23 protein-coding genes are annotated in these 25,517 nt (G+C 54.4%); 7 read left to right on the top strand and 16 right to left on the bottom strand.

The window, feature by feature from the left end; translation table 11 throughout:
- Window positions 1-79 precede the first annotated feature (79 nt).
- Window positions 80-1,744 carry a Na/Pi cotransporter family protein gene (locus tag AC2FLE_RS09445; RefSeq protein ID WP_496696663.1) on the top strand — a complete coding sequence of 555 codons (1,665 nt, stop codon included), beginning with the start codon at window positions 80-82 and terminating at the stop codon, window positions 1,742-1,744.
- A 454-nt stretch (window positions 1,745-2,198) separates the two neighbouring features.
- Here AC2FLE_RS09445 and AC2FLE_RS09440 read toward each other — a convergent pair whose 3' ends face one another.
- Window positions 2,199-3,767 carry a trimethylamine methyltransferase family protein gene (locus AC2FLE_RS09440; protein ID WP_496696661.1) on the bottom strand — a complete coding sequence of 523 codons (1,569 nt, stop codon included), beginning with the start codon at window positions 3,765-3,767 and terminating at the stop codon, window positions 2,199-2,201.
- A 102-nt stretch (window positions 3,768-3,869) separates the two neighbouring features.
- Here AC2FLE_RS09440 and AC2FLE_RS09435 point away from each other — a divergent pair, with 102 nt between their 5' ends.
- The 3 genes from AC2FLE_RS09435 to AC2FLE_RS09425 all read left to right on the top strand — a co-directional run bounded on the left by AC2FLE_RS09435 (window position 3,870) and on the right by AC2FLE_RS09425 (window position 5,922).
- A complete protein-coding gene (locus AC2FLE_RS09435; RefSeq protein WP_496696659.1) occupies window positions 3,870-4,742 on the top strand; it encodes a LysR substrate-binding domain-containing protein in 873 nt (290 codons plus the stop codon).
- Window positions 4,743-4,831: 89 nt separating this feature from the next.
- Window positions 4,832-5,353: a dihydrofolate reductase family protein gene (locus AC2FLE_RS09430; protein ID WP_496696658.1), complete on the top strand. Its 522-nt coding sequence runs from the start codon at window positions 4,832-4,834 to the stop codon at window positions 5,351-5,353.
- Window positions 5,350-5,922: a TetR/AcrR family transcriptional regulator gene (locus AC2FLE_RS09425; protein ID WP_496696657.1), complete on the top strand. Its 573-nt coding sequence runs from the start codon at window positions 5,350-5,352 to the stop codon at window positions 5,920-5,922. The genes AC2FLE_RS09430 and AC2FLE_RS09425 overlap by 4 nt, the downstream gene beginning before the upstream one ends.
- A 251-nt stretch (window positions 5,923-6,173) precedes the next feature.
- Here the strand turns inward: AC2FLE_RS09425 and AC2FLE_RS09420 are convergent, their stop codons facing one another.
- On the bottom strand, window positions 6,174-6,866 hold the full coding sequence (locus AC2FLE_RS09420) for an MOSC domain-containing protein (protein ID WP_496696656.1): 693 nt from the start codon (window positions 6,864-6,866) through the stop codon (window positions 6,174-6,176).
- Window positions 6,863-7,408, bottom strand: a complete 546-nt coding sequence (locus AC2FLE_RS09415) for a MarR family winged helix-turn-helix transcriptional regulator (protein ID WP_496696654.1) — start codon at window positions 7,406-7,408, stop codon at window positions 6,863-6,865. Before AC2FLE_RS09415 ends, AC2FLE_RS09420 begins: the two co-directional genes overlap by 4 nt.
- An 86-nt stretch (window positions 7,409-7,494) precedes the next feature.
- Between AC2FLE_RS09415 and AC2FLE_RS09410 the strand changes: the two genes are divergently transcribed.
- Together AC2FLE_RS09410 and AC2FLE_RS09405 are read left to right on the top strand one after the other, a co-directional pair.
- Window positions 7,495-8,244, top strand: coding sequence for a hypothetical protein (locus AC2FLE_RS09410; RefSeq protein ID WP_496696653.1), 750 nt, complete (start codon window positions 7,495-7,497; stop codon window positions 8,242-8,244).
- A 52-nt stretch (window positions 8,245-8,296) separates the two neighbouring features.
- Entirely contained in the window at window positions 8,297-8,827 is a 531-nt protein-coding gene (locus tag AC2FLE_RS09405; protein ID WP_496696651.1) for a redoxin domain-containing protein, read from the top strand.
- A 169-nt stretch (window positions 8,828-8,996) separates the two neighbouring features.
- Here AC2FLE_RS09405 and AC2FLE_RS09400 read toward each other — a convergent pair whose 3' ends face one another.
- A complete protein-coding gene (locus tag AC2FLE_RS09400; protein WP_496696649.1) occupies window positions 8,997-10,457 on the bottom strand; it encodes a catalase in 1,461 nt (486 codons plus the stop codon).
- A gap of 96 nt (window positions 10,458-10,553) precedes the next feature.
- On the opposite strand from AC2FLE_RS09400, the gene AC2FLE_RS09395 reads away from it, so the two are divergent.
- On the top strand, window positions 10,554-11,498 hold the full coding sequence (locus AC2FLE_RS09395) for a hydrogen peroxide-inducible genes activator (protein ID WP_496696648.1): 945 nt from the start codon (window positions 10,554-10,556) through the stop codon (window positions 11,496-11,498).
- Between the two features lie 482 nt (window positions 11,499-11,980).
- Here AC2FLE_RS09395 and AC2FLE_RS09390 read toward each other — a convergent pair whose 3' ends face one another.
- From AC2FLE_RS09390 to AC2FLE_RS09335, 12 genes are all read right to left on the bottom strand, one after another.
- Window positions 11,981-13,402, bottom strand: coding sequence for an AMP-binding protein (locus tag AC2FLE_RS09390; RefSeq protein ID WP_496696646.1), 1,422 nt, complete (start codon window positions 13,400-13,402; stop codon window positions 11,981-11,983).
- A complete protein-coding gene (locus AC2FLE_RS09385; RefSeq protein ID WP_496692038.1) occupies window positions 13,395-14,240 on the bottom strand; it encodes a hypothetical protein in 846 nt (281 codons plus the stop codon). The genes AC2FLE_RS09390 and AC2FLE_RS09385 overlap by 8 nt, the downstream gene beginning before the upstream one ends.
- Window positions 14,237-15,568, bottom strand: coding sequence for a hypothetical protein (locus tag AC2FLE_RS09380; RefSeq protein ID WP_496696644.1), 1,332 nt, complete (start codon window positions 15,566-15,568; stop codon window positions 14,237-14,239). Before AC2FLE_RS09380 ends, AC2FLE_RS09385 begins: the two co-directional genes overlap by 4 nt.
- Complete coding sequence (locus AC2FLE_RS09375) at window positions 15,565-16,665, bottom strand: BtaA family protein (RefSeq protein WP_496696642.1); 1,101 nt, start codon at window positions 16,663-16,665, stop codon at window positions 15,565-15,567. The genes AC2FLE_RS09380 and AC2FLE_RS09375 overlap by 4 nt, the downstream gene beginning before the upstream one ends.
- A complete protein-coding gene (locus AC2FLE_RS09370; RefSeq protein WP_496696640.1) occupies window positions 16,655-19,114 on the bottom strand; it encodes a PEP/pyruvate-binding domain-containing protein in 2,460 nt (819 codons plus the stop codon). The genes AC2FLE_RS09375 and AC2FLE_RS09370 overlap by 11 nt, the downstream gene beginning before the upstream one ends.
- Window positions 19,111-20,022: a UbiA family prenyltransferase gene (locus AC2FLE_RS09365; protein ID WP_496696638.1), complete on the bottom strand. Its 912-nt coding sequence runs from the start codon at window positions 20,020-20,022 to the stop codon at window positions 19,111-19,113. The genes AC2FLE_RS09370 and AC2FLE_RS09365 overlap by 4 nt, the downstream gene beginning before the upstream one ends.
- Window positions 20,019-21,239, bottom strand: a complete 1,221-nt coding sequence (locus tag AC2FLE_RS09360; protein ID WP_496696637.1) for a hydroxymethylglutaryl-CoA reductase — start codon at window positions 21,237-21,239, stop codon at window positions 20,019-20,021. Before AC2FLE_RS09360 ends, AC2FLE_RS09365 begins: the two co-directional genes overlap by 4 nt.
- Before the next feature lie 271 nt (window positions 21,240-21,510).
- Entirely contained in the window at window positions 21,511-22,326 is an 816-nt protein-coding gene (locus AC2FLE_RS09355) for a formate/nitrite transporter family protein (protein ID WP_496696635.1), read from the bottom strand.
- Between the two features lie 6 nt (window positions 22,327-22,332).
- Window positions 22,333-22,893: a hypothetical protein gene (locus AC2FLE_RS09350; RefSeq protein WP_496696633.1), complete on the bottom strand. Its 561-nt coding sequence runs from the start codon at window positions 22,891-22,893 to the stop codon at window positions 22,333-22,335.
- The gene (locus AC2FLE_RS09345) at window positions 22,890-23,489 is read right to left on the bottom strand and encodes an SCO family protein (protein WP_496696631.1); all 600 of its coding nucleotides are present in this window, start codon (window positions 23,487-23,489) and stop codon (window positions 22,890-22,892) included. The genes AC2FLE_RS09350 and AC2FLE_RS09345 overlap by 4 nt, the downstream gene beginning before the upstream one ends.
- Window positions 23,489-24,949, bottom strand: a complete 1,461-nt coding sequence (locus AC2FLE_RS09340; RefSeq protein ID WP_496696629.1) for a cbb3-type cytochrome c oxidase subunit I — start codon at window positions 24,947-24,949, stop codon at window positions 23,489-23,491. The genes AC2FLE_RS09345 and AC2FLE_RS09340 overlap by 1 nt, the downstream gene beginning before the upstream one ends.
- On the bottom strand, window positions 24,950-25,459 hold the full coding sequence (locus AC2FLE_RS09335) for a cupredoxin domain-containing protein (protein ID WP_496696627.1): 510 nt from the start codon (window positions 25,457-25,459) through the stop codon (window positions 24,950-24,952).
- Between the last annotated feature and the right edge of the window lie 58 nt (window positions 25,460-25,517).

Here is a 25,517-nt window from a genome sequence, read left to right as displayed (position 1 = left end):
GGGTCGGTCTCCGGTCGTTGGTTGGCAAGATTGCAGCGCACCCTGTTATTCCAAGCAAACCGTGGGAGTGAGGTAGAGCATGGCGATAGTCAGCTTTTTAATCAGCCTTGCTGGCGCGACGATGTTGCTGCTTTTTGCAGTTCGAATGGTACGCACTGGAATTGAGCGCAGCTATGGAGCGTCGTTCCAGCGCGTTTTGACGCGACAGCACAGTTACCTGCAGGCCTCACTTGTAGGTCTGATGATGGCGGTTGTACTGCAAAGTTCGGCGGCAGTGGCGCTGTTGACCTCTGGGTTTGCTGCCAGTGGAATGTTGAGTTTTCCTGCCGGTCTGGCGATTGTGCTCGGAGGCGATCTGGGTTCAGCACTGATCATCCAGATTCTTACGTTCCGGTTGGACTGGCTTATTCCAATGCTGCTGGCGATTGGAGGCTATCTATTCGTCAAGACCGAAGCCAAAAAAGCCCGACAACTAGGGCGCATTCTGATGGGCGTTGCCTTTATCCTGATCTCACTTCGGTTCCTTCGTGAGGCGATGGACCCAATTCGGGACAGTGCATTTTTACCCGCAGTGGCGGATTACTTGTCGCGCGACTATATCACTGCATTTCTTGTCGGGAGTGCCTTAGCCTTCGTCATGCATTCCTCGGTAGCGGCCATCCTTATGTGTGTGACACTTGTGCAAATTGGAGCGATCCCATTTGCCGCCGGAATGTCTTTGGTTTTTGGCGCGAACTTTGGCTCGGCCTTCATTCCGGTATGGCTAACCCGAGGAATGCCAGTGACTGCCCGACGAATACCCTATGCAAATTTGGCGCTGCGAGGCAGTTGGGCGTTGGCTAGTTTGTTTGCAGCAAATTTTGCCCTACGAACCGGGCTTTTGGGCGACCCGCAAGGGGGGCAAATGCTAGTCAACGTGCATCTTGCTTTCAACCTGTCGCTTTTGGTTTTAGCCCTTCCGTTTTGTGGACACTGGCAGAACTTGTTCGAAAGGCTCTTGCCAGACCAGCAGAAAGTACAGAAGTCGCAACCCGCACAACCGGTCAGCGCATTGGACATGGAAGATGTGGCAAATCCCAATCAGGCCTTGCCGAGCCTCAAGCGTGAGCTGCTGCGGATGAGCGATCTTCTCGAAACCATGTTCCGTCCTGCTCTTGAACTTTACCGCAGCGGAGACAAAGAACAGATCCGGTCAGTTCAGGCCATTGACGAGGACGTAAACCGGTGCCTCTCGGGTATTCGAGCCTTTGTCGCCGCGATACCCCCTGAGCTATATGAAAAACACGATGCTAAAACCGCGCGCGACCTTATGGAGTTTGCGATCAGGCTTGAAACGGCGGGTGACGTTGTCGCCAAACGCCTGACTGTATTGGCCGGTGAAATGCGGGCCAAAGGCTCTAGCTTTTCGCAAGATGGCTGGTCTGAACTTGTTCAGATGCATGAAGGTATCCTTGCAAACATGAAACTGGCATCAAATGTACTTGTTTCAGACGATCTGGAAAGCGCCCGGCTTCTCAGCCTTGAGAAAACCGAAATCAAACGCGTGGAACGTGAAAGCCGCAAGCGTCACCTGCGCCGGTTGCAGCATGGAACAACGGAAAGCTTCGAAACCAGTGATATTCATCTAGAGACATTGCGGGCTTTCCGGGAGTTCAACAGTCATATTGCATCGATTGCTTACCCGGTCCTTTACCAGAACGGTCAACTTCTCGAGACACGATTGATCAACGAAATTGCTGAATAGGCCCGGGCCGGTCTCAATGCGAAGACAAGAAAAGCGCGAGAACAAAGGCGACTGGAAACACCGAAGTGAGTTCGTTCTCGAAATCAAATTTTGAAATTGTTCAGTGTCTTCCAAAACCGGAGCCCAGCACTGCGCAGTGCACAAGGGTCTAAGTAACCGGATTGAAGGATCCCACCAATCAACCCGAAAACGCGAAAAGATCATCGGTCCCGACAAGTCACTCTGGCAGACTCAGAGATTTCTGGTTGCCCATGACCAGATCACCATCAGCTCCCGTCTCCCCGCTATCAACTTACTTCAGCTTTATACCACCATGCCCGATCAGATGCCTTCCAGTTTTGGATCAGCTATGCCCGCGAAATGTCCTCCTGACGACATAGGCGCCGACGTTCTTCAATCTTGCTCAAGCAAGTTGGCAATCCCGGCAGAGTTCTTAGGTATTGGGTATTCCGTTCTAGTACCATTCATCCGGCATTCGCGCTTTGCGTTCTGACACGAAGTCTTCAAGCGCGGCTTGTATGCCGGGTTTCATTTCAGGACGCTGGTAATCGTTCAACATCTGATGCCACCGCGCGGTGGCGCGTTGATCTGACGTGAGAGCACCATTTTCAGACCAGGTCTCGAATGGCCCTGCATCAGAAATTTGTGGCTCATAATTTGCTGCCGCATAGTGGCGCAGCGTGTGTTTGGTCGACAGGAAATTTTCGCCCGGGCCCGTTTCAAAATAGGCATCACTGCCAAAGGCCTCTTCATCCGTTTCGAAGCCCTGCAACAGTTTCAGCATCGCGCCACAGTGGTCTAGATCCATGATGAATTTCTCGTAGGACATCACAAGCCCACCTTCGAGCCAGCCTGCCGCATGCCAGACCTGATGGGCTCCGGACAAAAGCGTGGACCACATGGCACCTGTGCTGTCCTGCATAGCGTGCCCGTCTGGCGCATTGGAGGCGGTGATCTGCCCACCGCCAGAGCGCACAGGTACGCCAAGCCTTCGTCCCAATTGTGTCAGCGCCATCGTGGTCATGTTCGCCTCGGGCGATCCAAAGGTCAGAGCGCCCGTGCGCAAGTTCATTGTGGAGTGGAACGAGCCGAACACCACCGGACAACCGGGGCGCACCAGTTGCGCAAGCGCAATGCCAACCATCGCTTCTGCCAGAGTTTGCGCCGCCACCGCCGCCGGCGAAAGCGGCCCCATGGCACCCGCGAAAATCGCAGGGGAGACGCAGACACATTGGCCTGCCTCCGCATAGATACGCAGAGCCGACGACATGGTATCATCATAAACCAGCGGCGAATTGACGTTGATATTTGCCTGCATCACCGCGTGGTGCTCCATGAAGTCGCGTCCAAAGACGAGGCGTGCCATCTCGATACTGTCACGCACGCGCTCGGGTGCCGTAACAGAGCCCATAAAGGGCTTGGTTGAGAGTGTCAGATGCGCCAGCATCATGTCCAAATGCCGTTTATTCACCGGCACATCTGTCGGCTCGACAACCGTGCCGCCGGAATGATGCAAGGCAGCCGCACTGTAGGCCAGTTTGACGAAATTGCGGAAATCCTTCAGCGTCGAATATCGTCGGCCCTTCACCAGATCGCTGACAAAGGGAGAGCCGTATCCCGGCATCAGCACAACGTTGTCACCGCCAAGTGTCACCGTTCTGACCGGGTCTCGGCCATGCAACTGAAATTCACCTGGGGCCGTAGCACAAAGCGCACGGACATGACCCGGTTCAAACCGCACGCGTTCGCCATCGATGCGGGCACCCGTTTGGGCGAAGTGATCCAGTGCCGTTCGATCCCCCCGAAACTCGACGCCAATATTGCTTAGAATCCAGTCGGCTTGATCTTCGATCCGGGCCAATACCGTTTCACTTAGTAGATTGTATGCAGGTATCCTGCGACCCGTGAACGGTGTGCTCTCAGAAGGGGCAATACTACGGGCCAAGCGGCGTCTGCGCGCGCGGCCGCGGTGCCCCGCCGGTGTCGGTGTTTCTGCTATTGCGTTCAACGAGTCCAACGTCATTTCATCGCTCCACGAGCTTGAATGCGGTTGTCGACCTTAAAAACATGTTTGAAAATCGAAAAAAACTACTCTTAGCGTTTAGAAAATTTGTACACTAAGAATATGAGTACCCGATTTCATCACCATGACTTACTCAGGCTATTTGCTGAGATAGCTCGTTATTCCAGCTTCTCGACGGCAGCATCGGCGCTCAACATGACAAAGGGCGCCATCAGCTATCAGATCAAAACGCTTGAAGCCGATCTTGGAATGATCCTGTTCCAGCGCACATCGCGTGGTGTCACACTCACTGATGAAGGATTAAAACTGCTCGCGATCTGTCAGACCCGATACGAAGAAATCGAAGCTGAAATTCATGCGTTAAAGGGGATTTCAACGCGTTCTCTAACCGTTGGGGTCTCGACCTATTTCGCTGCGCGCTGGCTGTCGCCACGCCTGATGTCATTCATGCAAAGCCACCCGGACGTACAGATTCGCATTCAACCGATGATCGAGTTTTCACAAGCTGGGATGCAGGATGTGGATCTTGCAATCAGGTGGGGTAACGGGAATTGGATCGGCGGCACCGTTACTCCGTTCATGCCCATGCCGCCCTATCCTGTGGGTGACCGGGCGGCAGCTGACCTAGTGATAGAGTTAGGAATGAAAGAGGCAATATCGCATCTTACGCTGCTGAGAGATCGTGATGACAGCAAAGCCTGGTCTGATTGGCTGAACGTCGCAAAGCTTCCCCGACAATCAAGGAGAGATGCGCTAATCGTTCCTGACCCAAATGTCCGGGCGCAAGCAGTCATCGACGGACAGGGAATAGCTTTGATGGATGATCTGGTTCGGGACGATCTAAAAGCTGAAAGACTGTTTCGGTTGTCGGAAACCGATCTGCCCGACTATGGGTATTTTTTGGTTCAACCGTATAGCTCCGCACCAACCGGCGCAGTACAGTCCTTCTCGGACTGGATTCTGGGTCAATCGTAGCAGTCATTCCCCTTGAGTATCCTCAGAGCCATTATTATACGGCATATAAATAAATTACAGGGACCCAGAGGATGCCCACAGGACATATCATGATGGCAATGAGCCTAGACGGTTTTGTCGCAAGGCCAGATCACAGGCTGGACTGGTTGGAAAAGCAACCCACTGCAGACGAAGATCACGGGTTTGCCGCGTTTCAGAGTAGCGTCGACGTGATCGTGATGGGGTCCGGATCGTACCGGACAGTTCTGGGATTTGGAGAGTGGCCTTACACGAAACCGGTGGTGGTTCTCAGTCGCTCAATGAAACCCTCAGGCATTCCAGATGAACTGCGCGATAGAGTTGAAGTTTCAGACAAAACACCCACTGATTTGATGGAGGATTTTGGCGCGCGTGATTACAATCGAGTTTATGTGGATGGCGGTGCAATCATCCAATCCTTCCTCAAAGCCGGGCTGATTGAGGACATGCGGATTACCTTGGTTCCCATTCTGATCGGTGAAGGCATTCGGATCTTTGGTGAAACAGAAGGTGACGTTGATCTGGAATTGGTTTCGGTTAGCAGCTTTTCCTCCGGTCTGGTAGATCTCGATTACAGACTGAAAACCAGGTGACGAAAGCTTCTCCACCAGGGCGACCGTCAAAGGCTGCACAGCGCCTTTCGAAGCAAGTGATCCTGCAGGCCGCATTGCCGATCGTCCAAAGCAAAGGTGTTGATGCGCTATCGTTTCGCATACTTGCCGATCAGCTTGACGTCACTCCGATGGCCGTGACCTATCACGCAGGTAGCAAGAAGCAACTATTGTCCGATCTGGTGGAACTTGCCTTTGCAGGCGTCTTGGATGGAGTGAATGGTGGCAACCCGGTCAAACGCGCCCGCTGCATTATGGCGGCTTACCATGGTTGCGCTTTGAAGAACGCCAATCTACTCCGTGCAATCCTAGACGATGTAACGCTCATGAGCGCGGACCTCATGAACGTGGCCGAGGAATTAAAGGTCAGCACGGACCAACTCGAATGCAGCGATGGCGGTGATGTTCTTGTTCACGTGCTGATCGACTATGCACATGGGTTTGTGCTCTCAGCCTCGAGCGGAGAAGACAATCCCCTGACAATAGACGATTTTCTGCGGGGGGTTGACTGGATTCTTGCGCAAGCGGCGGGTGACTTCGCGGAGACGTGATATGAAAACATGCCCATCAGAGGGTGTCCTCAAGCAATGAGCAGTTTGCGTCATTCAATTCTGACCCTAACGTCAAGTATTTCTGCCCCAAGGCTACTAACTTTCATCGAGGCTGAGGCTTATGTCTCAAATGAGTTCGGTTTGCCAAAGGACTGATAGTAGGTGGTTAGCTGCTTTCGTGTTCTCGATTGTTTTCGGCTCGAGGGAGGTGCGTTATCGCCAACCACGGCTTAAATGCTTCATACGATGCCTCAGGCACCTAGCCTCGCCGATGTATCCTCTATGGCGTTGCCTTCCGCCATTCGGCAGAACGCTTGTCGCCAACCTTGAGCCAGTTCTTTCATCTGAGACAACACCTCTGCATCTTCTGGCAGAATGCGACGAGTCAACCTTGCACGTGTGACGGCCAATACAGACCAATTGGGATTTAACCTTTCAACCAAGGTGATCCGATCACCGGAACCAACTTCGCCAGGTTCGAGTACACGATAGTACCATCCGGTTCGGCCCGTCTTCTGAAACTGGTAAGGCATTTCCTTGCGCCCCGTATGTAGCCCGAGTTTCCAGCACGGTTGCCGCCCCTGACTGATTTGAACAACCGCCGTACCCAGTGACAGGATGTCGCCAATGCAGAGGTTTTCCTCGGTCAGCCCCGTTGTTGAAATGTTCTCACCGAACGCCACTGGCATTGTGCCGGGTGCCAATAGGCCCTCTGCTTGCCAAACCAAATAGTGATCAAAAGCATAATGATGGATGGCTTTGTCTTCGCCTCCATGCACGGTCAAATCTGCCTGTGCATCCTCGGAAAATCCGAGCGAGGTAATCAACTGCCGCCCGTTCACCCTGTCTTTTTGAATGGCCGATGGCGGTTTGCCTTCCCAACAATCTTTGACCGCTCCGAAGAATATGCCGTCGATGTTCGCCGATAAATTAAAATGGTTCATCTGGCTTCCTCGTGCTCGATACAGATCTTGTCTTTTTCACCGACGTCCAATGATACACCCAACAGTTTGCAGAAACCGTTTTCCGTCGTGGCATCATGGTATGTGCAGGATTTGCATTGGCCGAATGACCGACCTCCATTTGCGGCCAAAGCCAGACTGAGGCTTTGCATCAACCCCTGCTCAAGCATGGCTTGGTTTTCTACGGGCATATCTCCAATTGCCTGTGCAACAGGGTTCGGCTGACGTACAATTTTGACCCCCTCCTTGGTCAGGTCATAAGAGATCGACCGTTGATCAAGCTCTTTGCGTTGCTCTTCTACATAGCCCTTGCGCGCCAAAGCCTTGAGCGTTTGTGACATCGTTCCACGGGTTGTTCCGATATACTCCGCAACTTGCGACGGCGAGCGCGAAAACATGTTCGCCTCTGCGAGGTATTCCAGCGCCATCCTCTGAGTCGGGTTCAAATCTCCCGCCCATCCTTCGGAAGCATCAATACGGGCCAAACGGTTGATTAGCGTGCGTATGCGGTGGTCTGTGTTCATAACACTTTTAGTAGCGAGTCGAAATTATAGTTGCAATGCATTTCTCATTATAGTAGCGACTCGATATTATTTATTTGGAGACGCTCATGAAACTCTCAACGCTCACTTCTACTTTGGCACTGGTCATCGGAGGCACGGCTCTTGCAGATGGGAACCATGCTATCCATCAAGATGGCGCCATCATATCTTCGCCGGACGCCAGTAAAGTCGCGGACTTTGACATTCTGGCAGCGCATGCGCATCGCAATGGAAACACGGTCACTTTTCACATGACAACGAATGGAGCGGCTGGCGCTTCGGTTCCAGCGGCAACCGGAGAGGTCGGTGGATCAGACGTCTGGTCATATGTCTGGCCTACTTCTTTGGACCCTTCGGCCGTTGGGTTCGAAGGCGGCACAGGCATCCTTGCAATGGCCGCAACCAGTCATCCAGATTTTGATGACACACCGCTTTTTGACGAGAACGGCGACGGAGATCCGGCGAATGACGGCATCGAATGGCACAGCCACTGGGTTGTGTTGACCCCGACCGAAGCGTGCGGACCCGACGCGCTTGCCGTACGTGACATCCCCGAGGGTTCCTCGCCCAAGCTACCTGCGACATGGCCTGGGTTCCCGATCTTTCTGGACAGCCCAGGGTTTACACCGCTGTTTGATGGGCCCGAAATTGTGGTGAACGCAGGCTTTGCCAGCGACGTAGAACTGGATGGTGTCGCTTACGATGGTGTCACTTCTGCATTGCGAGTGAACGCTAACATCCATGCGCCCTTGCTGTGCGTCACTGATGTCTTCGACGTCGCATCTGGTGACCTGAGCCTGCCGGGGAAGCTTCACTGACATTCGACCACGCAGCCGCCGAACCCAAGGCGGCTGCGTGTTATTGAGGGCAATGAAAATGCAAACACCAGAACTAGACGTTTCGGAATGGTTAAATACAGACACACCCCTAACATTAGGCGGTCTGAGGGGACGGATTGTTGTTATTGAGGCATTTCAAATGTTGTGCCCGGGATGCGTCCTGCACGGTATTCCCTTGGCGCAATCGATTCAGAAGACGTTTCCTGAAGAAAAGGTAGCCGTGATTGGCTTGCACACTGTGTTCGAGCATCACGACGCCATGACACCGGTGTCTCTGAAAGCCTTCCTGCATGAATATCGCATCACCTTCCCTGTCGGCGTGGACAGGCAGGGGGTGGGGCAATTGCCAAACACGATGTCCCGCTTTGGCATGCGCGGTACACCAAGCCTTGTCTTGTTGGATCAGTCGGGACGGATCGTTGTGCATCACCTTGGACAGGTCTCAGAACTGCAGTTGGGGTCTGAGATTGGCAGTCTTCTGACACGAGGGGCCGCATCGGTCACAAGCAATCCCGCCACCGTCAATCAAAACGAAGGCGCATCAGGTAGCTGCAATGTGTGAGCCGGCCAATGCGCCCGCGTATGGAAACCGTCTTTCCCCAAGGTCATCGCCAAAAGGCAGTTTAGCCACACGCAGCGACGGAATACCCGATCACACCAAACGGTGCCCGCCGTCGAATACCCCGCAGTATCAGGCAAGCCCCCGAAGATCGGGGGCTTGCCAATTGTCTTTACGCGGGGAACCCACTTTCATCGGTCAAACCAAGAGCCCTTGCTACACCGGCACCATATGCAGGATCTGCCTTGAGACAGTTCGATATGTGGCGGATCTGAATTTCTCTTTGTGCAGCCCCGATTGCGCGGGCAGTGTTTTCGAACAGTACTTCTTGCTGCTCTGGCGTCATCAGGCGGAACAAATCACCGGGCTGCGAGAAGTAGTCATCATCCTCGCGGTGGTTCCAATGATCCGCAGCACCTTCGATGGACAAAGGTGGTTCAGAGAAATCCGGTTGCTCGGACCATTCGCCATGCATGTTGGGCTCATAGCCAATCCGAGATCCGGCATTGCCGTCGACCCTCATCGCGCCATCACGATGGTAGGAATGATACGGGCAACGAGGCGCATTCACAGGGATCTGGGAATGGTTGACACCCAACCGATACCGCTGAGTGTCACCATAAGAAAACAGACGTCCTTGCAACATCTTGTCCGGCGAAAAGCTGATACCAGGCACGATTGTAGAGGGGGCGAAGGCTGCTTGTTCAACCTCGGCAAAGTAGTTCTCGGGGTTCCGGTTCAATTCCAGCTCGCCAACCTCAATCAACGGATAATCCCCATGTGGCCAAACCTTGGTCAGATCAAACGGGTTGAGGTGATATGTACCCGCATCCTTCTCTGGCATGACTTGGACATAAAGCGTCCATTTAGGAAAATCGCCGTTTTCAATTGCGTCAAAAAGATCACGCTGGTGGCTTTCACGGTCACCGGAGATGATCTGTGCTGCTTCCTCGTCGGTGAGGTTTTTTATCCCCTGTTGCGTTTTGAAATGGAATTTGACCCAGAACCGCTCGTTGTCCGAGTTGATAAAACTGAACGTGTGGCTGCCAAAGCCGTGCATGTGTCTGTAGGTGGCCGGAATCCCCCGATCAGACATAACAATCGTCACCTGAAGCAAGGCTTCGGGAAGGCTGGTCCAGAAATCCCAATTGTTATCCGCACTGCGCATGTTCGTCCGCGGATCGCGTTTGACGGCATGGTTGAGATCGGGAAACTTCAGCGGATCGCGAAGGAAGAACACAGGGGTGTTGTTGCCCACAAGATCCCAGTTGCCCTCTTCCGTATAAAACTTGATAGCGAAACCGCGGATATCCCGTTCTGCATCCGCTGCGCCGCGCTCCCCCGCAACGGTCGAGAACCGCAGGAAGAGATCCGTCTTCTTGCCAACATCAGAGAACATTTTGGCACGCGTATACTGGGTGATGTCATGGGTCACTTTGAATGTGCCGTAAGCGCCGGATCCTTTGGCATGCATCCGACGTTCGGGGATCACCTCGCGATCAAAGTGGGCCATCTTCTCGAGAAACCAAACATCTTGAAGCAGCGCTGGTCCACGCGGCCCCGCCGTCAGTGTGTGTTGGTTGTCAGGCACTGGCGCGCCAAATGCGGTGGTCAGCTTCGATTTGCTCGTCATGTCAATCTCCTGTGTTGGTATGAAAAGGACAAAACCGAAATCCGCCAAGTTACTCCAACTTATATAAATTGTCCGATCGATAATCAGAGGTGATGCATGGTTAGAAGAACCTCAGTCGCCGGCCTTTCACTCAGAGATCTTGAGTACATTCAAAGCATTGCCGAAGAAGGTCATTTTGGCCGGGCGGCTGATATCTGTGGGGTTTCACAACCTGCAATCAGCCAACAGGTATCCAAGCTGGAGGCGCGTCTTGGCTTTTCGATATTCGAACGCCACGGACGGCATATTTCGTTGACGCAAAATGGCCAGATAGTTCTGCAAAAAGCAGAAATCCTTCTGACAGAGGCCCGTGAATTGCTGGAATTGTCGCTGAGCCTAAGTGACAATCTGGAGGGAGAGTTAAAATTTGGTGTACTTCCAACACTTGGGCCTTACTTGCTGCCGCTTATCCTCAAGTCTCTCAAAAATGCGTACCCCAACCTCCAGTTGTCATTGTTCGAAGAACCCACTCACGTTCTTGAAGAGATGCTCGTCAGGAGGACGCTGGACGCTGCACTAATTGCGACGGCCCCGAAACAGCCTGTACTGAGAGCGCTTCCGTTGTTTCACGAACCATTTGTTTTTGCCTGCCCCAAGGATCTCGACTTCAGACCCAATGAGAAAGTTCGCTGGTCCAAGGTTCTGTCCTCTCAGCTCGTTCTGCTTTCTCAAGAGCACTGCCTAAGGGATCAGACCGTAGCATTTTGCGACCGGATTGACCGACCTGGACAGAGGGTGGCGAGCAGCCTTGAAATGCTCCGGCAAATGGTCGCACTCGGAGAGGGTTGTGCGCTGTTTCCGGCATTGTCTGTGAGTGGCCCTGATCGTTTCGGCGGCTTGGCAACGACACATCCCATTGCTGATGGTATCTTTGGCCGTTCTATCAGACTGGCATGGCGCGACAGCGACCCGCGCGCAGGGTCGCTTGAACACTTCGGGACTTTCATTCAGACACTTATGGCCGCTCCGGATATGACGCGATATTTGAACGGAAATGCCTAGAGCGAGACCAGCCAAGGTTGGGATAGGCTTTGCTGATGACGTGGATGCCTCCTCCTGACGACATCGCAATGTGCTAATGTGATGTTTTTTAAGCCATCAACAAAGCCACCCAAAGATCAAATTCGGCTGATGCCCTACATTGGGGCGCCTTCTGACGTCGAACGTTCATCACATTTCTAGTCCAACTGTGACGGTTGGGTCTGATTCATTTAATTCTGACCCAAACATCAAGCGTATCTAACCCAGAACGAACAGCAACCACTCATCGACGCTGCGATAAATGTCTCAAATGAGCCCGACCTGTCCCTTGCGCTTTCTCACAGCCAACTTGCAGTGGGAGGAATAGTCATTCATGCGGCGAGCAGCTATGCTGGCACTGGTTTTTCATAAGCACCCGGACTTTCCTGCCTTTCGGTTGGAAGGCAAAAAGTGTGCTCGACCACGGTTTTCCGTTGGAGCTCTTAAGGTGAAAATTCTGTGATTTAATAACCCAATAATTGGGTGAGTTTTTTCCGATCAACTTTGGACCTGTGCCGTTTGTCCATAGGCATTTTTTTCACATGGGTCACATTGGCAACACCGAATTCCTGCGCCAGGCTATTCCAGTTTGAAAGCTGATCCGCGTCGCCTTCAATGCATAAAATCGGACGCCCATCGAAGCTCATGAGCGCGCTGTTCGTCACGCTCGGCCATTGCCGGGCAGCTACTTCGATTGCAAAAGGATAGGTTTGACCAGCCGGGGTTGTCACATCGCTCCCCAGTCTGCCCCACAGCCACAATCGCCCCTGATCATCTAACCGACCCGCGTCACCGGTTCGATGCCAAATCGTAGTACCGTCTTTGATTTTGTTTTCCTTGGAGTGTGCGAGATCAAGATAGCCATCATTTACATGATCGCCCGCCACCTGAACTTCATCGTCCTGAATTCGGAGTTTGATTTGCGAAACCGGATGCCCAACAAGAAGCCCCTTGCCCGCCGCCATTTCAAGTTGATCAACTTCGGTGATTTCCCGCGCATCAAGATGCGCAATCGGTTCAGCTTCAGTCGACCCATAGACACAGACCACGTCCAGATCGGAATTGGCGAGAAGCCTTTCAATCAGGTCAGGGAATACCGGACCGCCGCCGGTGAAGACTGTGTGCAGCCGGCCCGTATCTTTACGCTGTGCAAGTTTTTCGCACAACGACGGAGGTATCAAAAGACGGGTCACTTGCTGCTTCGATATCCAGCCCGCAAACTGTTCGGAGGATAGTCGATCCAGATTACTCATTCTCCAATTCGGCAGAACTGTCGTGCGCCCAGCCGCCAGGTTGATCAGGGTGAACACCGGGAACGCTACCAGATCCCGTTCAACTGCATCACTGTCCAGAAGCGGCGCAATGGCATCATGTTGTGCCATCAGAAACGCGTGGCTGCGGGGGATGGCCTTGGCCTGACCTGTAGTGCCGGATGTAAAGGAAATGAGCGCCGTGTCACCGTCTTGAACGGGCGCGACGCTCAGATCACCCCGGGCGTTGCCTGGTAGCAAAAGGCGCAGCCTCAAGAGTTCCGGCACAACAAACCTGAGCAACGCAAAATAACCCGACGCGCAAAAAGCCTTGGGCCGGGTCGTTCTCGCTGCATGACGCAGCCCCGCGAGTCCCATCGCGGGTTCAGGCAAAACCACCGTTGCGCCCAACGACCACAAGGCCGCAAGACTAGCGTAGAGATCAGCGTTGACCGGCATCGCCAGAAGAACGCGGTCGCCACGCCCAATCCCCTTACGTCTCCACTTCCTAGCCATTTGCTGCGCGCGTATCTGCACATCACGAAAGGTGACTTCGCGACCGCTGCCTTCAACAATGGCCGTCCGGTCCGGGTGTCTATCAACCGCTACGGCAAATTGATCCAACAAGTTAGTCATCCAGGCGCAGTCCTAACAGGTTGTACCGTCGAAATACGGTGGCCCCTTCAACAACACTGCGATCCGCGGATTGGTTGTCATCATGGATCAGCGCGTGGATAGCGGAATCAAAGCCTAGCTTCAGAGCAGACTTGTGGAAATGACTGGCCAAATGGCGACCCGCACCACGCTCAAGGCTTGCATAAGTTTTCAGGATCGCGGCTGTTGGGTTTGGGCCTTCAGCATAGTTCGGAATACCAAACAGAAAGCCCGCTAATGAGCTGTCGGGACGGCGGGCAAAAAAGATAAGCTCGCGCTTCAACATCGGAACGACAGGCATATACATTGCAAGAAAATCGCGCTCAGAAATAGGTTTATAGAAAGCGTTTCGAGAAAAAGCCTCGACAGATAGTTGATACACCTGCCGGAACAACTCCTCAGGGTTGGTTCCGTCCCAGGGTTCTACGTCGAACCCATCAACTGCAGCTAGAGACGAATTGGCCGTTTGCGCCAATGATACTCGCGCCGAGAAATACTTGCTGATGGCGGCAAATCCTGCCGCCCTAAACACATCGGGCTCATGTGACTTGTGCGTCGGCTCCATTAAAAAGGGTGCTGATCCGTCACTGTCCGATACAAACCGATAGCTGTGCCATGTATCACCGGACATAGGTCCAATTATCCGATCAACCCCGGCGTACCGGACCCGTCCAATAGCCGTTTGCAGTACCTCCAGACCGGCCTCTGGGGTCTCGCACGAGAAGTCGCCTATTGTTGCCGCTGGGGCACCATCCCAATCAGGGCCCTGCAGATAAACAGATAGTTTGGCGCCTTTGGTCTGAATGTTTTCTTTCGTCATGATACAACTCTAGCAACAATCCCGCCGTCAATAGACCCTGCTATGGACCAGATGTAATAGGCAAGCGGAGGTAACAGCGCCAAAAGCGTGAGCCTCGAAACGCGGTTCTTTTGGAGCAAATGCGGAAGCACCAAGGGCACAATCGCCATAAATGCGAGTGATACAAGTGAGAGCGCGGTCAATGGCTCGGCCCAGTTTGACTGGTCAGAATTCAGGGAAACCGCCCAGGTACGGATTAGAAACAGGACAGCGGCAGCAAGCGGTATCGCAATAGGAATGGCACGCAGCGCCACAGCTGTGAGCCCCATGGCCAACCCCATTGCACTCAGTCCAAAAAAGGATATTGCATCCCATCCCGTTGCATTTCCCGCTGCAAGCCAGCCGAACCCTATTAGCCCCAAGGCGGCTACGATATCCAAATCGGGGAACTTACTGTCGCAAGGAGAAGCAGTACGTGCCCAGCCGTGTGCCGCGAGAACCATTATCGGCAGTACTGTATTTTGCAGTTTCGCGGTCGCCAGCAGCAGAAAAACCGCAACAACATACACACGGGTCGTATGTTTGGTCAGGCCCAGCTTGGTTCCCACCACCCCAAAACTGGCAAGTGCGGCAAAGAACAAAATGGCCAGCAAAGCCAGCTCTGCCAAGGAGCTGTAGTAGTGAACTTTCAAAAAAATCAGCAAGCCAAGCGGCAGGAACAAGTTGTCAAACCCCCGCCAGCTTTGTGCCTCGACCAATGTGCCAAAGGCCGCAACCATAAGGCACAGCATCATGATGTTGGACGGTGGGAGTTTCGACGAAAACAAGAAGCAGATGATCGCAACCAATAGCGTTACGACAAAAAACACCACTGACCCTTCTAGGCTTTTTTCGCCATCTTCGACCACATAGCGTTTGGTCCCGTACGTGGTCCCGGCAAGCGCGGCTGCGGCATCAGCCAGTGTTAAAACGGCGATCGGAAGCACGTAATACAGGGTGTTTTCCCCGGCCAGCAACAAGCAAAGCCCAACGGATAGTGCCAACAGGAAATCGCCGTATGACGTGCGCTCGACGCTGTGTAGGGTTGCGCCCAGACCTTGTGAGAACCGGGGCAGGCGCAAGATCAGCATGACGATCAGCGTTACCCCGATTAGCATGTATATTGGCCAGCGTTCCGGAAAAATCCACGGCAGAACCAGTGTAAAGAGCCCGGTTCCAACATGCATCAGTTTACGTTGCACTTCTGCGCTCAAGCCGACCTTTTGCGCCAGCCATCGGACAACGGCCATCAATCCCAACAGGGCCGCAACAGACGCCAAGGCCAGTAAAATCTGGGCCTGGATGCTCACGAAAGCACCTCTTCCACGACGAAATCCGAGTAGAAAAACGCCATGTCGCGTGACTTCAGTCGATCCTCAGTCGTGCGATGTGTTTCAACTTTGCTCCTGTATCGCGCAGGCACGCGGCGCGGTGCCATCATGTTCCAATACACGAGACGTGCCTTGGGCGCGGCAGCTGACAGGATCGAGCCATAGACTTGCTCAAATACATCAGGCGACATGTATTCGAAAATGTCAGACAGGTTGAACCCGTTGGCTTTTTCACCGGTCGAGACAAAAGCCTCTAATGATCCCGGACGGATATCGAGACGATCCAAGCGGGTGCGGATCGTGTCAAAATGCTCGGGCCGCCATGCCATCGGCAACGCGTCTCCATGCGTGCCTTTCAGAATCCAGTGCAAATAGGGATTCTGTGACGGGTCGGTATCAACGCCCGCGTGGCGAATGCGACGAGCCACATGCTGGGCGGGGCTACCCTCTACGTGATCGAAAAACGCCTTATCGCGGCCCATGCGCCCCATCACAAAGCGGGAAAAGAACACATTCAACAACAGCCGCCATCTGAAGGTGTCAAAGCGCGTATCGAAAAAAACCTCGCGCGCCTCAGGTGACCGGGGTGTAAAAACGTCATCAATCGTACGTCGTGAATGCACAAACGGCAAAAGCCGGGTGCGGAAGATGCGAAAATACCGCTCGAACTTGCCAACCCCGCCTGCCCCGTAACGTTCCACGTCAGGGACAAAACCACTCCAGAAGGTTCGGGTTTCAGGGTCGGTGCCCTGCAAAGCTCGCGCCAGCAGGGCTGCTCTCCTCTTGCTGGGCTGCGATCCCGTCAGCTCCAGAAACTCGGGATGAGTCAGGGTCTGGAAAGCGCCAATTCGTAGCTTTAGGCAGGCGATTTGTGCTGGCGACAAATCGACAACCACAACTTTCGCTGGATCGAGTGTCAACATAGCCAGCGCATTATCCCCGGCCGAGCAGATGGATACCAGCGTTCCCCCCGCACAATCGCCCAGCGCGTCGGTCAAAACGTCTGCATCTTCCCACAGCTGTGCATAGCGGATGTGATCAAAATCAGCCTTGCCCTCGATTTCACTATGCCCCATCGCACCGTTCCACCTTGCCACTTGCCCCGTCGACCGACAGGGTTTCGCCATCCATGATCCATTGAGTGGCCCCTTTCAGACCGACCACACAAGGGATTCCCAACTCTCGCGCCACTATTGCGGAATGCGACAAAAGTGACCCCCGTTCCACAACAATGGCCGAGGCGTTCGAAAATACTGCGATCCAGCCCGGATCGGTGTGACGCGCCACGAGGATGTCACCAGGTTGCAGCGCCTCAGTCCGCGGGTCACGGATCACACGGGCCTTTGCGATAACTTGTCCAGCTGAACAGCCGGTACCGGATTTTATCCGCTCCGGATCGCTGTCTACCTCTTCTATTTCCGCCCAAATCGGAGCAATGGCGGGACCTCGAATTTCTATACGTTCTGGCGGATCCGGACGCTGGGACGCAGCGGATTCTTCGCGCTGACGCTGCGCGACTATGGTTTTCAGATCAGGCGATAGGCTGAACCCTTCGACGGCTCCCAAGACCTCATACGTCGTCAGATGAAATACGTCGCGGGGTTCTGCAAGCAGCCCCCTTGCCGAAAACTCTCGACCAATTCCCAGAAAAACACGTCTCGCATGGCCAAAGATACGGGTGCGTTCAAAGCGCAGGTTTTCACGGTCTCGTACGCGGCCCTTGGCCCAGCCTACGAACCATTTGGATAGGTAGCGTTTCAGCGGATTGCCGGGAAACAGGGCTTTCCAATCCGGCTCGGTGCCGATGTGTCGCTTACCCTCAGTACGGGCGGCACTGGCTGCGACGGCCATCAACAGGCTGGTGGGATCATCGCGCAGCGGAATGCTCTCCAGCTTCAACTCCTCAGTGCATCGATCCCCGAATTTATCGAGATATGACCGAACCTCGGCTTCAATCTCAGGGTAAGGAGCAAGGGTTTCCAACCGGCATTTCGCACCAAGCTGATCAGCAATCCCGGCCTTGCGGACCAAGCCGGCCATGCGGGCAATACGCTGCGCCGGTTCGGCTGAGACGATATCACCCTGACCAATCATGACGTCGTTATGCAGCAACAGCCCGTCTTCACCCAACCACCTGTGCAGCAAGTTGCGCGATGCACCAAACGCAACCATGCAAAGGAAATCATTGATAAGCGGCGCATCCCAGCGATCCAGTAGGGTGCTTTCGATCTGACGATACTCGGCGGCCAGTTCGGTTGCATTCGCAGCTTCTATGTCCAGACCACGGTCCAGAACATCGTTCAGCCTGACATAGAATTTACGCCGCGTACGCGGCAAACGCACGGCCTGCCAGATCAGACTGCCCGCTACCGTCGCTAGTTTGGCGTATTCCAGTATCTTGCGCACACCTCTGGCAGGAGCAGGTCCAATGCTATCTGTGATCTCGCGGGGCATGGGTTCGGACACACCCATCATCGTTTCCATGTAATCGCGATTCAGCGAGAACCCCGGCAGCAACGACAGCGCCCGATACCAGTTGACCAGATTGTAGTAGACACGCCCATCAATACGCCCAAGAAAATTGTCGAATATGGCTGAGTTCTGCGCGACAGTTTTATTCGAAACGCCCAGAAGCCGCACAAAAGCGCGATAAACCCGTGAGTAGACGTGCAGGGCAAAAGAATAGGTCAGTGGACTGACCATGCCCGGATAGCTTTCGACGATGTTCGAATTGTCAAAAATGGTAAGTGCATCATCCGGCACCGCCACTGGTCGCAGCTCGGTCGTAATCGGCCGAGCCTGAAGAATGTGCAGCCCATCCGCATCGAACGCCCACTCGATGTCTTGGGGGACGCCAAAAGCCTCTTCCGCTTTGCGCGCCAGCATCGCAACCTGCAGCACCTGTTCCGGTGTCAAAACCTGAGGCGTGGTTTGCGCGCACTCGGGCTGTTTGGCTTGATCAATAATCCAATCCTCACCATCGACCTCACCTGCTACTAGCGCATCGCCTAAACCTTTGATGGCAGACACGACAACGGTGTTTCGCTGCCCGGTCACTGGATCGGCCGAAAAAGCAACACCCGCGGTCGTCGCATCAATCATGCGCTGTACGATTATCGCAGGCGCTTCTGTCTCGCCCCCGGATTTGACCGAGCGATAGGTGGCGATTGTATCCGCAAACCCCGATTGCCAAACCTGTTTTGCCGCCTGTATGACCTTGCTACCGGTGACATTCAAAACCGTATCAAACTGACCTGCATGGCTGTGTTCGACACCATCTTCGGCCCGACCGGAACTACGCACTGCATAATATCCCGGACCCAACGCATCCAGCGCAGCGGCAAGCGCCTTACTCAACCCACGTGCTGCCACAGGCCCTGTCTTACCTGCACGGAATGCGGCATCGGTGATAACAAAAAACGCAGGTGGATTGAATCCGCGACGAGCGAGGTTTGATAGCGCAGCGGCTTTTCCTCCGACCACTGTTGGGTCAGTCGCATCGGATTGATTGATGATAAGGGTCATCTAAAGCCTCCAATCAGGAACGGCAGAAAGCCCGCAGTGGCATAGCAGAAAAATACCCATAGTCCCGCGATTGCGTCCATCCTGTCTTGTGCCTTGGGTGTTGGAGCCTTCACATAGCTGCGTGCCGCAAGACCACAAGGCACGAACGCAGCGGCCCCGACCAATACGGTTAACCAACCAGCTCCAGACGCAAACCCCGTGCCAACCAGAAACACGAATGACAGCACAACGCAGCACAGCCAAATGATAGCGGCGCGGCGATACCCCCAAAGACCGGAATAGGTGTCCACCCCGTCAATTTCGTTTTCGGGCGACCATAGCTTGCGACCGATCTCAAGAACGCAGCCATTCACGAAAGACAACGCCAGAAATAACCACAGCATTGATGCGGCCTTTCCGGCCGGAAGCCATTCGATGCTGGTCAGCAGCAAGTCGATCAGCGGCATGATCGCCATATGACTGACGAGATATAGAACTGGGCGCGCCTTTAACCAGGTTGGCACCCCGAACTCGGCCGTCATTGCCGCCAGCCATACCCAAACCAAAAAAAGGCACCACAGAACCGGGAGGTACCAAAACCATGCAGCGGCGGCGGCCATGGGAAGGGTCAGCAAGCCAAGCACAAGCACCTCAGCCGGGGACACCAGCCCTCGGGGTATCGGTCGCTCGGGCCGGTAGCGGCGGTCCTCTTCGGCATCCTTGAATTCGTCGCAAACGCGCATCTGAAAAAACAGCGTCATCGCCAGTACGAACCCCACCACAAAGGCAGACCACTCGGGCAATGGTCGATCAGCAAGCCGGGCCGATACGCAGATACTTGCTGCTGAAAACACCAGCAAAAGCGGAACAGTTTTCTTCAGTGGGAAGCGTTCGGATTGATATATCCACAGTCGAGCCAGCAAAGTCATCTTTGGCGGGCCAAACTTTCATGGGCTCGCGTGAAATGCCCCGCAGCGATTGCGGCGACAATCGATATTTCTCCGCACAGGCATATGGCGGCAGCCACTTCGGCCAGCGCCGTGCCGTGGCCGGCGCCTTTCAATCCCAGAATGTTCAGTGCCGCAGTCTGGCTGGGCAAACCGGTACCACCGCCCACGGAGCCGACAAGAATGTTCGGGAGCGTCACCGAGCAGAAAAGATCATCCCCTCTGGGCTCCATCCGCGTCACCCCCATCGCGCTTTCGGCGACACAGGCCGCGTCCTGCCCAGTTGCTATGTAAAAGGCCGCAAGCCCATTGGCATAATGGGCCTGAGCTCCAAGCTGACCCGACAGATGTGACCCAAGATTGGCGACCCGACCATAAGCCAGCATGGCATCCACGGTGGTGCCAAGCGTCTTTTCCACGACGTCCGCAGGCAAGGTTACCGACGCGCTAACCTTTCGGCCACGACCCGTTACCAATCCAAGCGCCGAGGCTTTTTTGTCGCCTGAAAAATTTCCCTCAATATACCAGTTCTCAATTGGAACTGGACAGTCTTTGGTGATGGTGCAGCACAGCGCATCCGTTGCAATGGTTACCATGTTCTGACCGGCCGCATCACCTGTGGTGTAGCGGCAAATCAGAAAGACGATATTTGTGTCTATGAAAGGCTCCAGCGAGACAAGTTTACCATGCCCGGTTGTGGCATCAGCCGCCGCCTGGAGTTCATCGACATTGCTGACCACCCAATCCACGAACTGACCGGCCTGCAAAAGGCTTTCGAACACAAAGGCCGGCGTACGCAAAACACCTTCATACAAAACAGCTGTGCTGACCCCACCAGACCGGCCAGCTGCAAAGGCCCCCCGCGCATAAGAGGCAACAAGCGCGGCCTCAGTCGTCGCCAGAGGCACATAAAAATCCCCGTTGGCGTTCATACCGTTCAAGCGCAAAGGCCCGACGATGCCAACTGGCACTTTCACAGTTCCAATGAAGTTTTCAATATTGGCGCTGTAGGTTTCAGCTGCCCCGACTGTTGCAGGATCCGCAATCAATGCCTGATCTGCGCCGCTTGCCTTGGGCTTTAGATGATCCCAGAACCGCGCAACTGTCTTACGGTCAGCCTTGCGAGAAGGGCGTAAAGGCGAAAACACTTCGTCGCTTGGGGCCATCTGCTGTGGCGTGCGTTCAACATCATATCGCATTTTGATGCGCCGCAGCATCTCCCGCACATGAAATGGAATGATCAAATGGCAGCTCCAATAAACGCTGTGCAAACGGCTGCAGATTGAATTCTGCGCCGGCTGCACCCTAACAAGAAAGTATGCGATTTCCAGCGAATACATCCAGTTGGAGATTGTGAGTGATCCTACCTTTTTGAGTTGCTCGGCCCCAGACACAGGCCCGGCATTTGCTTATCGGTCTTTGGAGACGGGGATATTGGCAAGTTGTATCACGCTCATGATCACGCCCCCACTAGACAGGATGTCTGGTTGACGCGGGCGTCGCGACACCCTTGACCGTGGGTTTCGACGCCGCTCGCCAATAGCCGTAGCCCATGATCCCGGCACCGGCGAGTGCGTTGCCCAAGGTGACATACATCAAATTGTGGGCGGCTCCGGCCAGGGTGATGCTGTCGGGATGATCTGAGAGTAGCGCCAGTGAAAACACAGTCATGTTCGCAACACTGTGTTCAAACCCGGCGGCGATAAATGCATACAGGCACCAGAAGATGACGATGCATTTGGTAACATCGTCTTTTGCGCGCGCCGAACACCACAAGGCGAGACAAACCAGCCAATTGCACAGGATCGCTTTGGCGAACAGCTCCAACTCGGTGCCGTGCATCTTCTTGGTGGCCACCTTGTAAAGCAAAGCGTCTTCTCCTGCTCCCAGGATAAGTCCGCCACCGCCTACGACGAACAGCAACGTCAACAATATGGCCCCGATCAGATTTCCTGCCCAACTGACAAACCAACAGCGCAGCACATCCGACCACGCAATACTTTTGGCAAGCAATCCGTGCGTCATGTACATGGTGTGACCGGTGAACAGCTCGGCCCCTGCAAAGACCACAAGGGTCAAGGCGATACCGAAGCTAGCCCCCATGACGATGGGACGGATGGATGGATCCGCGCCCTGCCCCAGGGAAAAGATCAGCAGGATGCCCGCCCCAACAAACGCACCTGCCTTTACAGCGAGGATCAGAAAGGCGATTGGATCTGCTCGCAGGTTGACGCTTTTCTTTTGCGCCAGTTCTGCAAACCCAATGACTGTGTCAGCATAGGTCATTTCGTATTACACTCCACAGCTTGCGCAGCTGGTCGCATTCGACCTTTGGCCGTTTGGAATTCCAAACAGGATCGGGATAGCCCAGAGACAGGCCAAGCCAGCAGCGAGGTAGAGAAAGGCCATGCCCAGATCCTTCTGAGCCGAGACCAAGTAAGAGTTGCAGATCCTGACAGGTGCATGCGTGTACAGAAATCCCAGCACGCCCAGCATCGACAGCGCATTCGCCTTCAGAAACCCCCTCAGGACCGGGCCCAGCCTGGGCCAGGACACCCTTAGAGGAACGCCCAACAACAGTGGCAAGCTTAGGTATTTGACCGTTTCACCTGTTGGAGTCAGCGCCCAATCAACGTTTCTTGGCAACATCCAGAACAGAAAGACAGTCAAAGCCACAAGCAGCAATGGAACCGCCCATTCTTGCCGAACCTGCCTGTTCCAGGCTAACAAAACCCCGGCCAAAACCAGCAATGGCATCTGCACCAAGACATGCTGGATCGGGCTTTCAATGACCGCATAACGAAGTGCGACAGCTTCGGCCGCCGCGAGGAAGGCACTACCAAGCAACTTCATGAGTTACGCTCCTCCAAATGGTTTAGAACAGCGTCGATCGCATCGGTATCAAACACCGCCGAAAATCTGCCGTCGCTGTCAATCACATGGATCGCGGCATTGTGCTGAAACCCGCCCCACTCATCCGGGATGACAGTCACGTCAAACAACTTCAACAATGCCGGCAACTCTTCCGGCCTAGGCCGCGCGACGGTCCACATTTTGCCATCTGCCTCATGGGCCTCTCCATAAACTGCCATCTGCTCTGGTGTATCCCGCTCAGGATCGAAGCTGACCGAGATCATCCGGACGGGCATTTCACGCAGCTTCAGTTGATCTCGGATCTCGGCAAAATCCGCTGCTGCAACCTGACAGATGTCGCCACAGACAGTGTAGATGAACTCGACCAGAACCACCTCTTGCCCTTGCGGCGACAGAGGCAGCAACTGACCTGACATATCTTCCAGTTGCAGGGCTGAAACTGGACGTGGAGCGCGTTCCACATCCAGTCTCCGCGCGGCTTCGCTAGTGAATGCCTGCACTCCGTCGGTGGCATGCCAGAGTGTCCCCAAGCCTATGCTTGCAACCAGAACCGAGGGAAGAGCGCGGACCATCATCAGCTGTTACTCCGCCCAAGACGCAGCACAAAGCGCAGAACAAAGAGCAACGTTCCCAACACAACAAGCACGCTGAACAAAGTGCCAATACGGTCATGGGTCAGCCATTCTTCGTAGTGCACCGCCCAACGGCGGGGAATCGAAGCCGCGCCAGAGAACAGAAACACTGTCACAAACCCAGCAGCACCCGCGAGGTAGGTCACAAAGGCGGCACGGTCCAGCCCGCTCATCTGGGCGATGGTTTTGCCACGGACCAACCAGGTCATGAAACCAAAAGCCATCGCCACTTCACCCAGCAATAGATAGGTGTGGAAATGCCCGGGGACCCACATAGTGTTGTGCATCACCTTGTTCACGCTGATCATTCCATCGATCGACGCGGGGATTGAGCCAACCGCCCAGCCTGCCACGGACAGAACCAGCAGCGAGGACGTCAGATCCCAGGTCATTTTTGAGCCGCGCACGTAGAGGAATGTGGAAAACGCCGTGACCGCGATGAGGGGAATGCCGCTGAAGTACGAGACCAATTGCCCGACCACCAGCATCCAGGGTGGCATGACCACATCCTGAAGCAGATGGTGCCAGTATACAGCCATCACGAAGATCAGTACTGCATTCCAGGCTATCGCAAACAGTCGGTTCGATTTCCAAGGCTTACCGGTGTATTCCGGCAGGATTTCATAAACCGCAGTCACCGCCATATAGATCGAGGCATTGATGAAAACGTGGCCAAAGAAATAGATCAGGTTCTTGGCCAGCAGCGCATTAACTTCAAATCCCGGTACCAGCAGATGGACAAGGCTTGCCACCAAAACCGCTGCGCCCAGGATGATCCCGATCGAATTGAATATGGTCACCGCCGCCGCTGCAACGATGGTTGGTGGTGGAGGATTGTCGTCCTCTCGCCCGAGGATCAGATTCCAACCTAGCGCCCGGACAAGATTGCCATAGCGGGCATGGATCTGGCGGCCAAGCTCGAGGTAATAAAGCAGAAAACCAACGCCAATTGAAACATAACCCAGCATAAACGTTGCAGCTGCACCCGCTTCCCACGCTCCGCCGGACATCGCGGGCAACGGAAACAGGAATGTCCATGCGCCTCCATATCCGCCAATAAAGATCGAGCCTAGGATCAGAACTAGACCCAACATGAACAGGGCAAGGAAAGCCCAGAAAATTGCAGCTGTCAGGACAATGTGACGTCCGCAAAAATACCACATGATCGCGGCGCCAGACAGCGCCGCTGTACCGACCATTCCGGCACCATGGGCCGTCAGGAGCTGATAGAACAATGCCGGATCCACTTCGATCCATTGACCCTGCGCGGCGCGCATGATCAGGCCAAAGACCATCATCAAGGCAAAAACCACGCCTGAAAGGATCATCGTGAGCTTGACTGCTCCGGTTTGAGGTTCAGCGGCGATTGATTTCCCCGCAAAAGGTTCAGATGCAGTGCTCATTCAGTCCTCCACCGCGACGACTTCGAATTCGTTGACCATGTCCTGATGTGCCACTCCGCAGAACTCCATGCACAGGATCTGGTAGGAGCCCGGATCATCGAACGTATACGTGACTTCGGTTGTGTAGCCCGGGATCACCTGGACCTGCGTCAGAAGGCGAAGGTCTGAGGTGTAAATGCCCAATCCGTGGGTAACGTCTTCGGTCGTGGCGCTAAAATTTATGGGTATTCCAGCGGGGATCTCGACGGTGTCGATATCCCACCACCACTGCCCGCTGGTGATAGAGACGGTCAAGGCGTCGTCTGTGCTGGCTACGGCATGCGGCCACGGTCGCAATGTGCCAACCGCAACAATTACGCCGACAATCGTCATTGCCCAGATCAAGCCCGAACGTTTCGAGTTGGCCTTGGGTCCGGGTTCCGGCCCATCAGAAGCCCGCACGGCCAACCAGAAGACAAGTGACAGCACTGCCATCAGGATCAGCGAGATCAATAACACAACGGGCTGCATGAGCCATCTCCTTTATTAAGTATCTTGAATACCTATTATAAAGGTAAGAAAAAGATGT

This window comes from Ruegeria sp. CDSA077, assembly GCF_059612265.1.
Note: the sequence above shows the minus strand (reverse complement) of the source record. Positions and strands in the feature narration are given on the sequence as shown.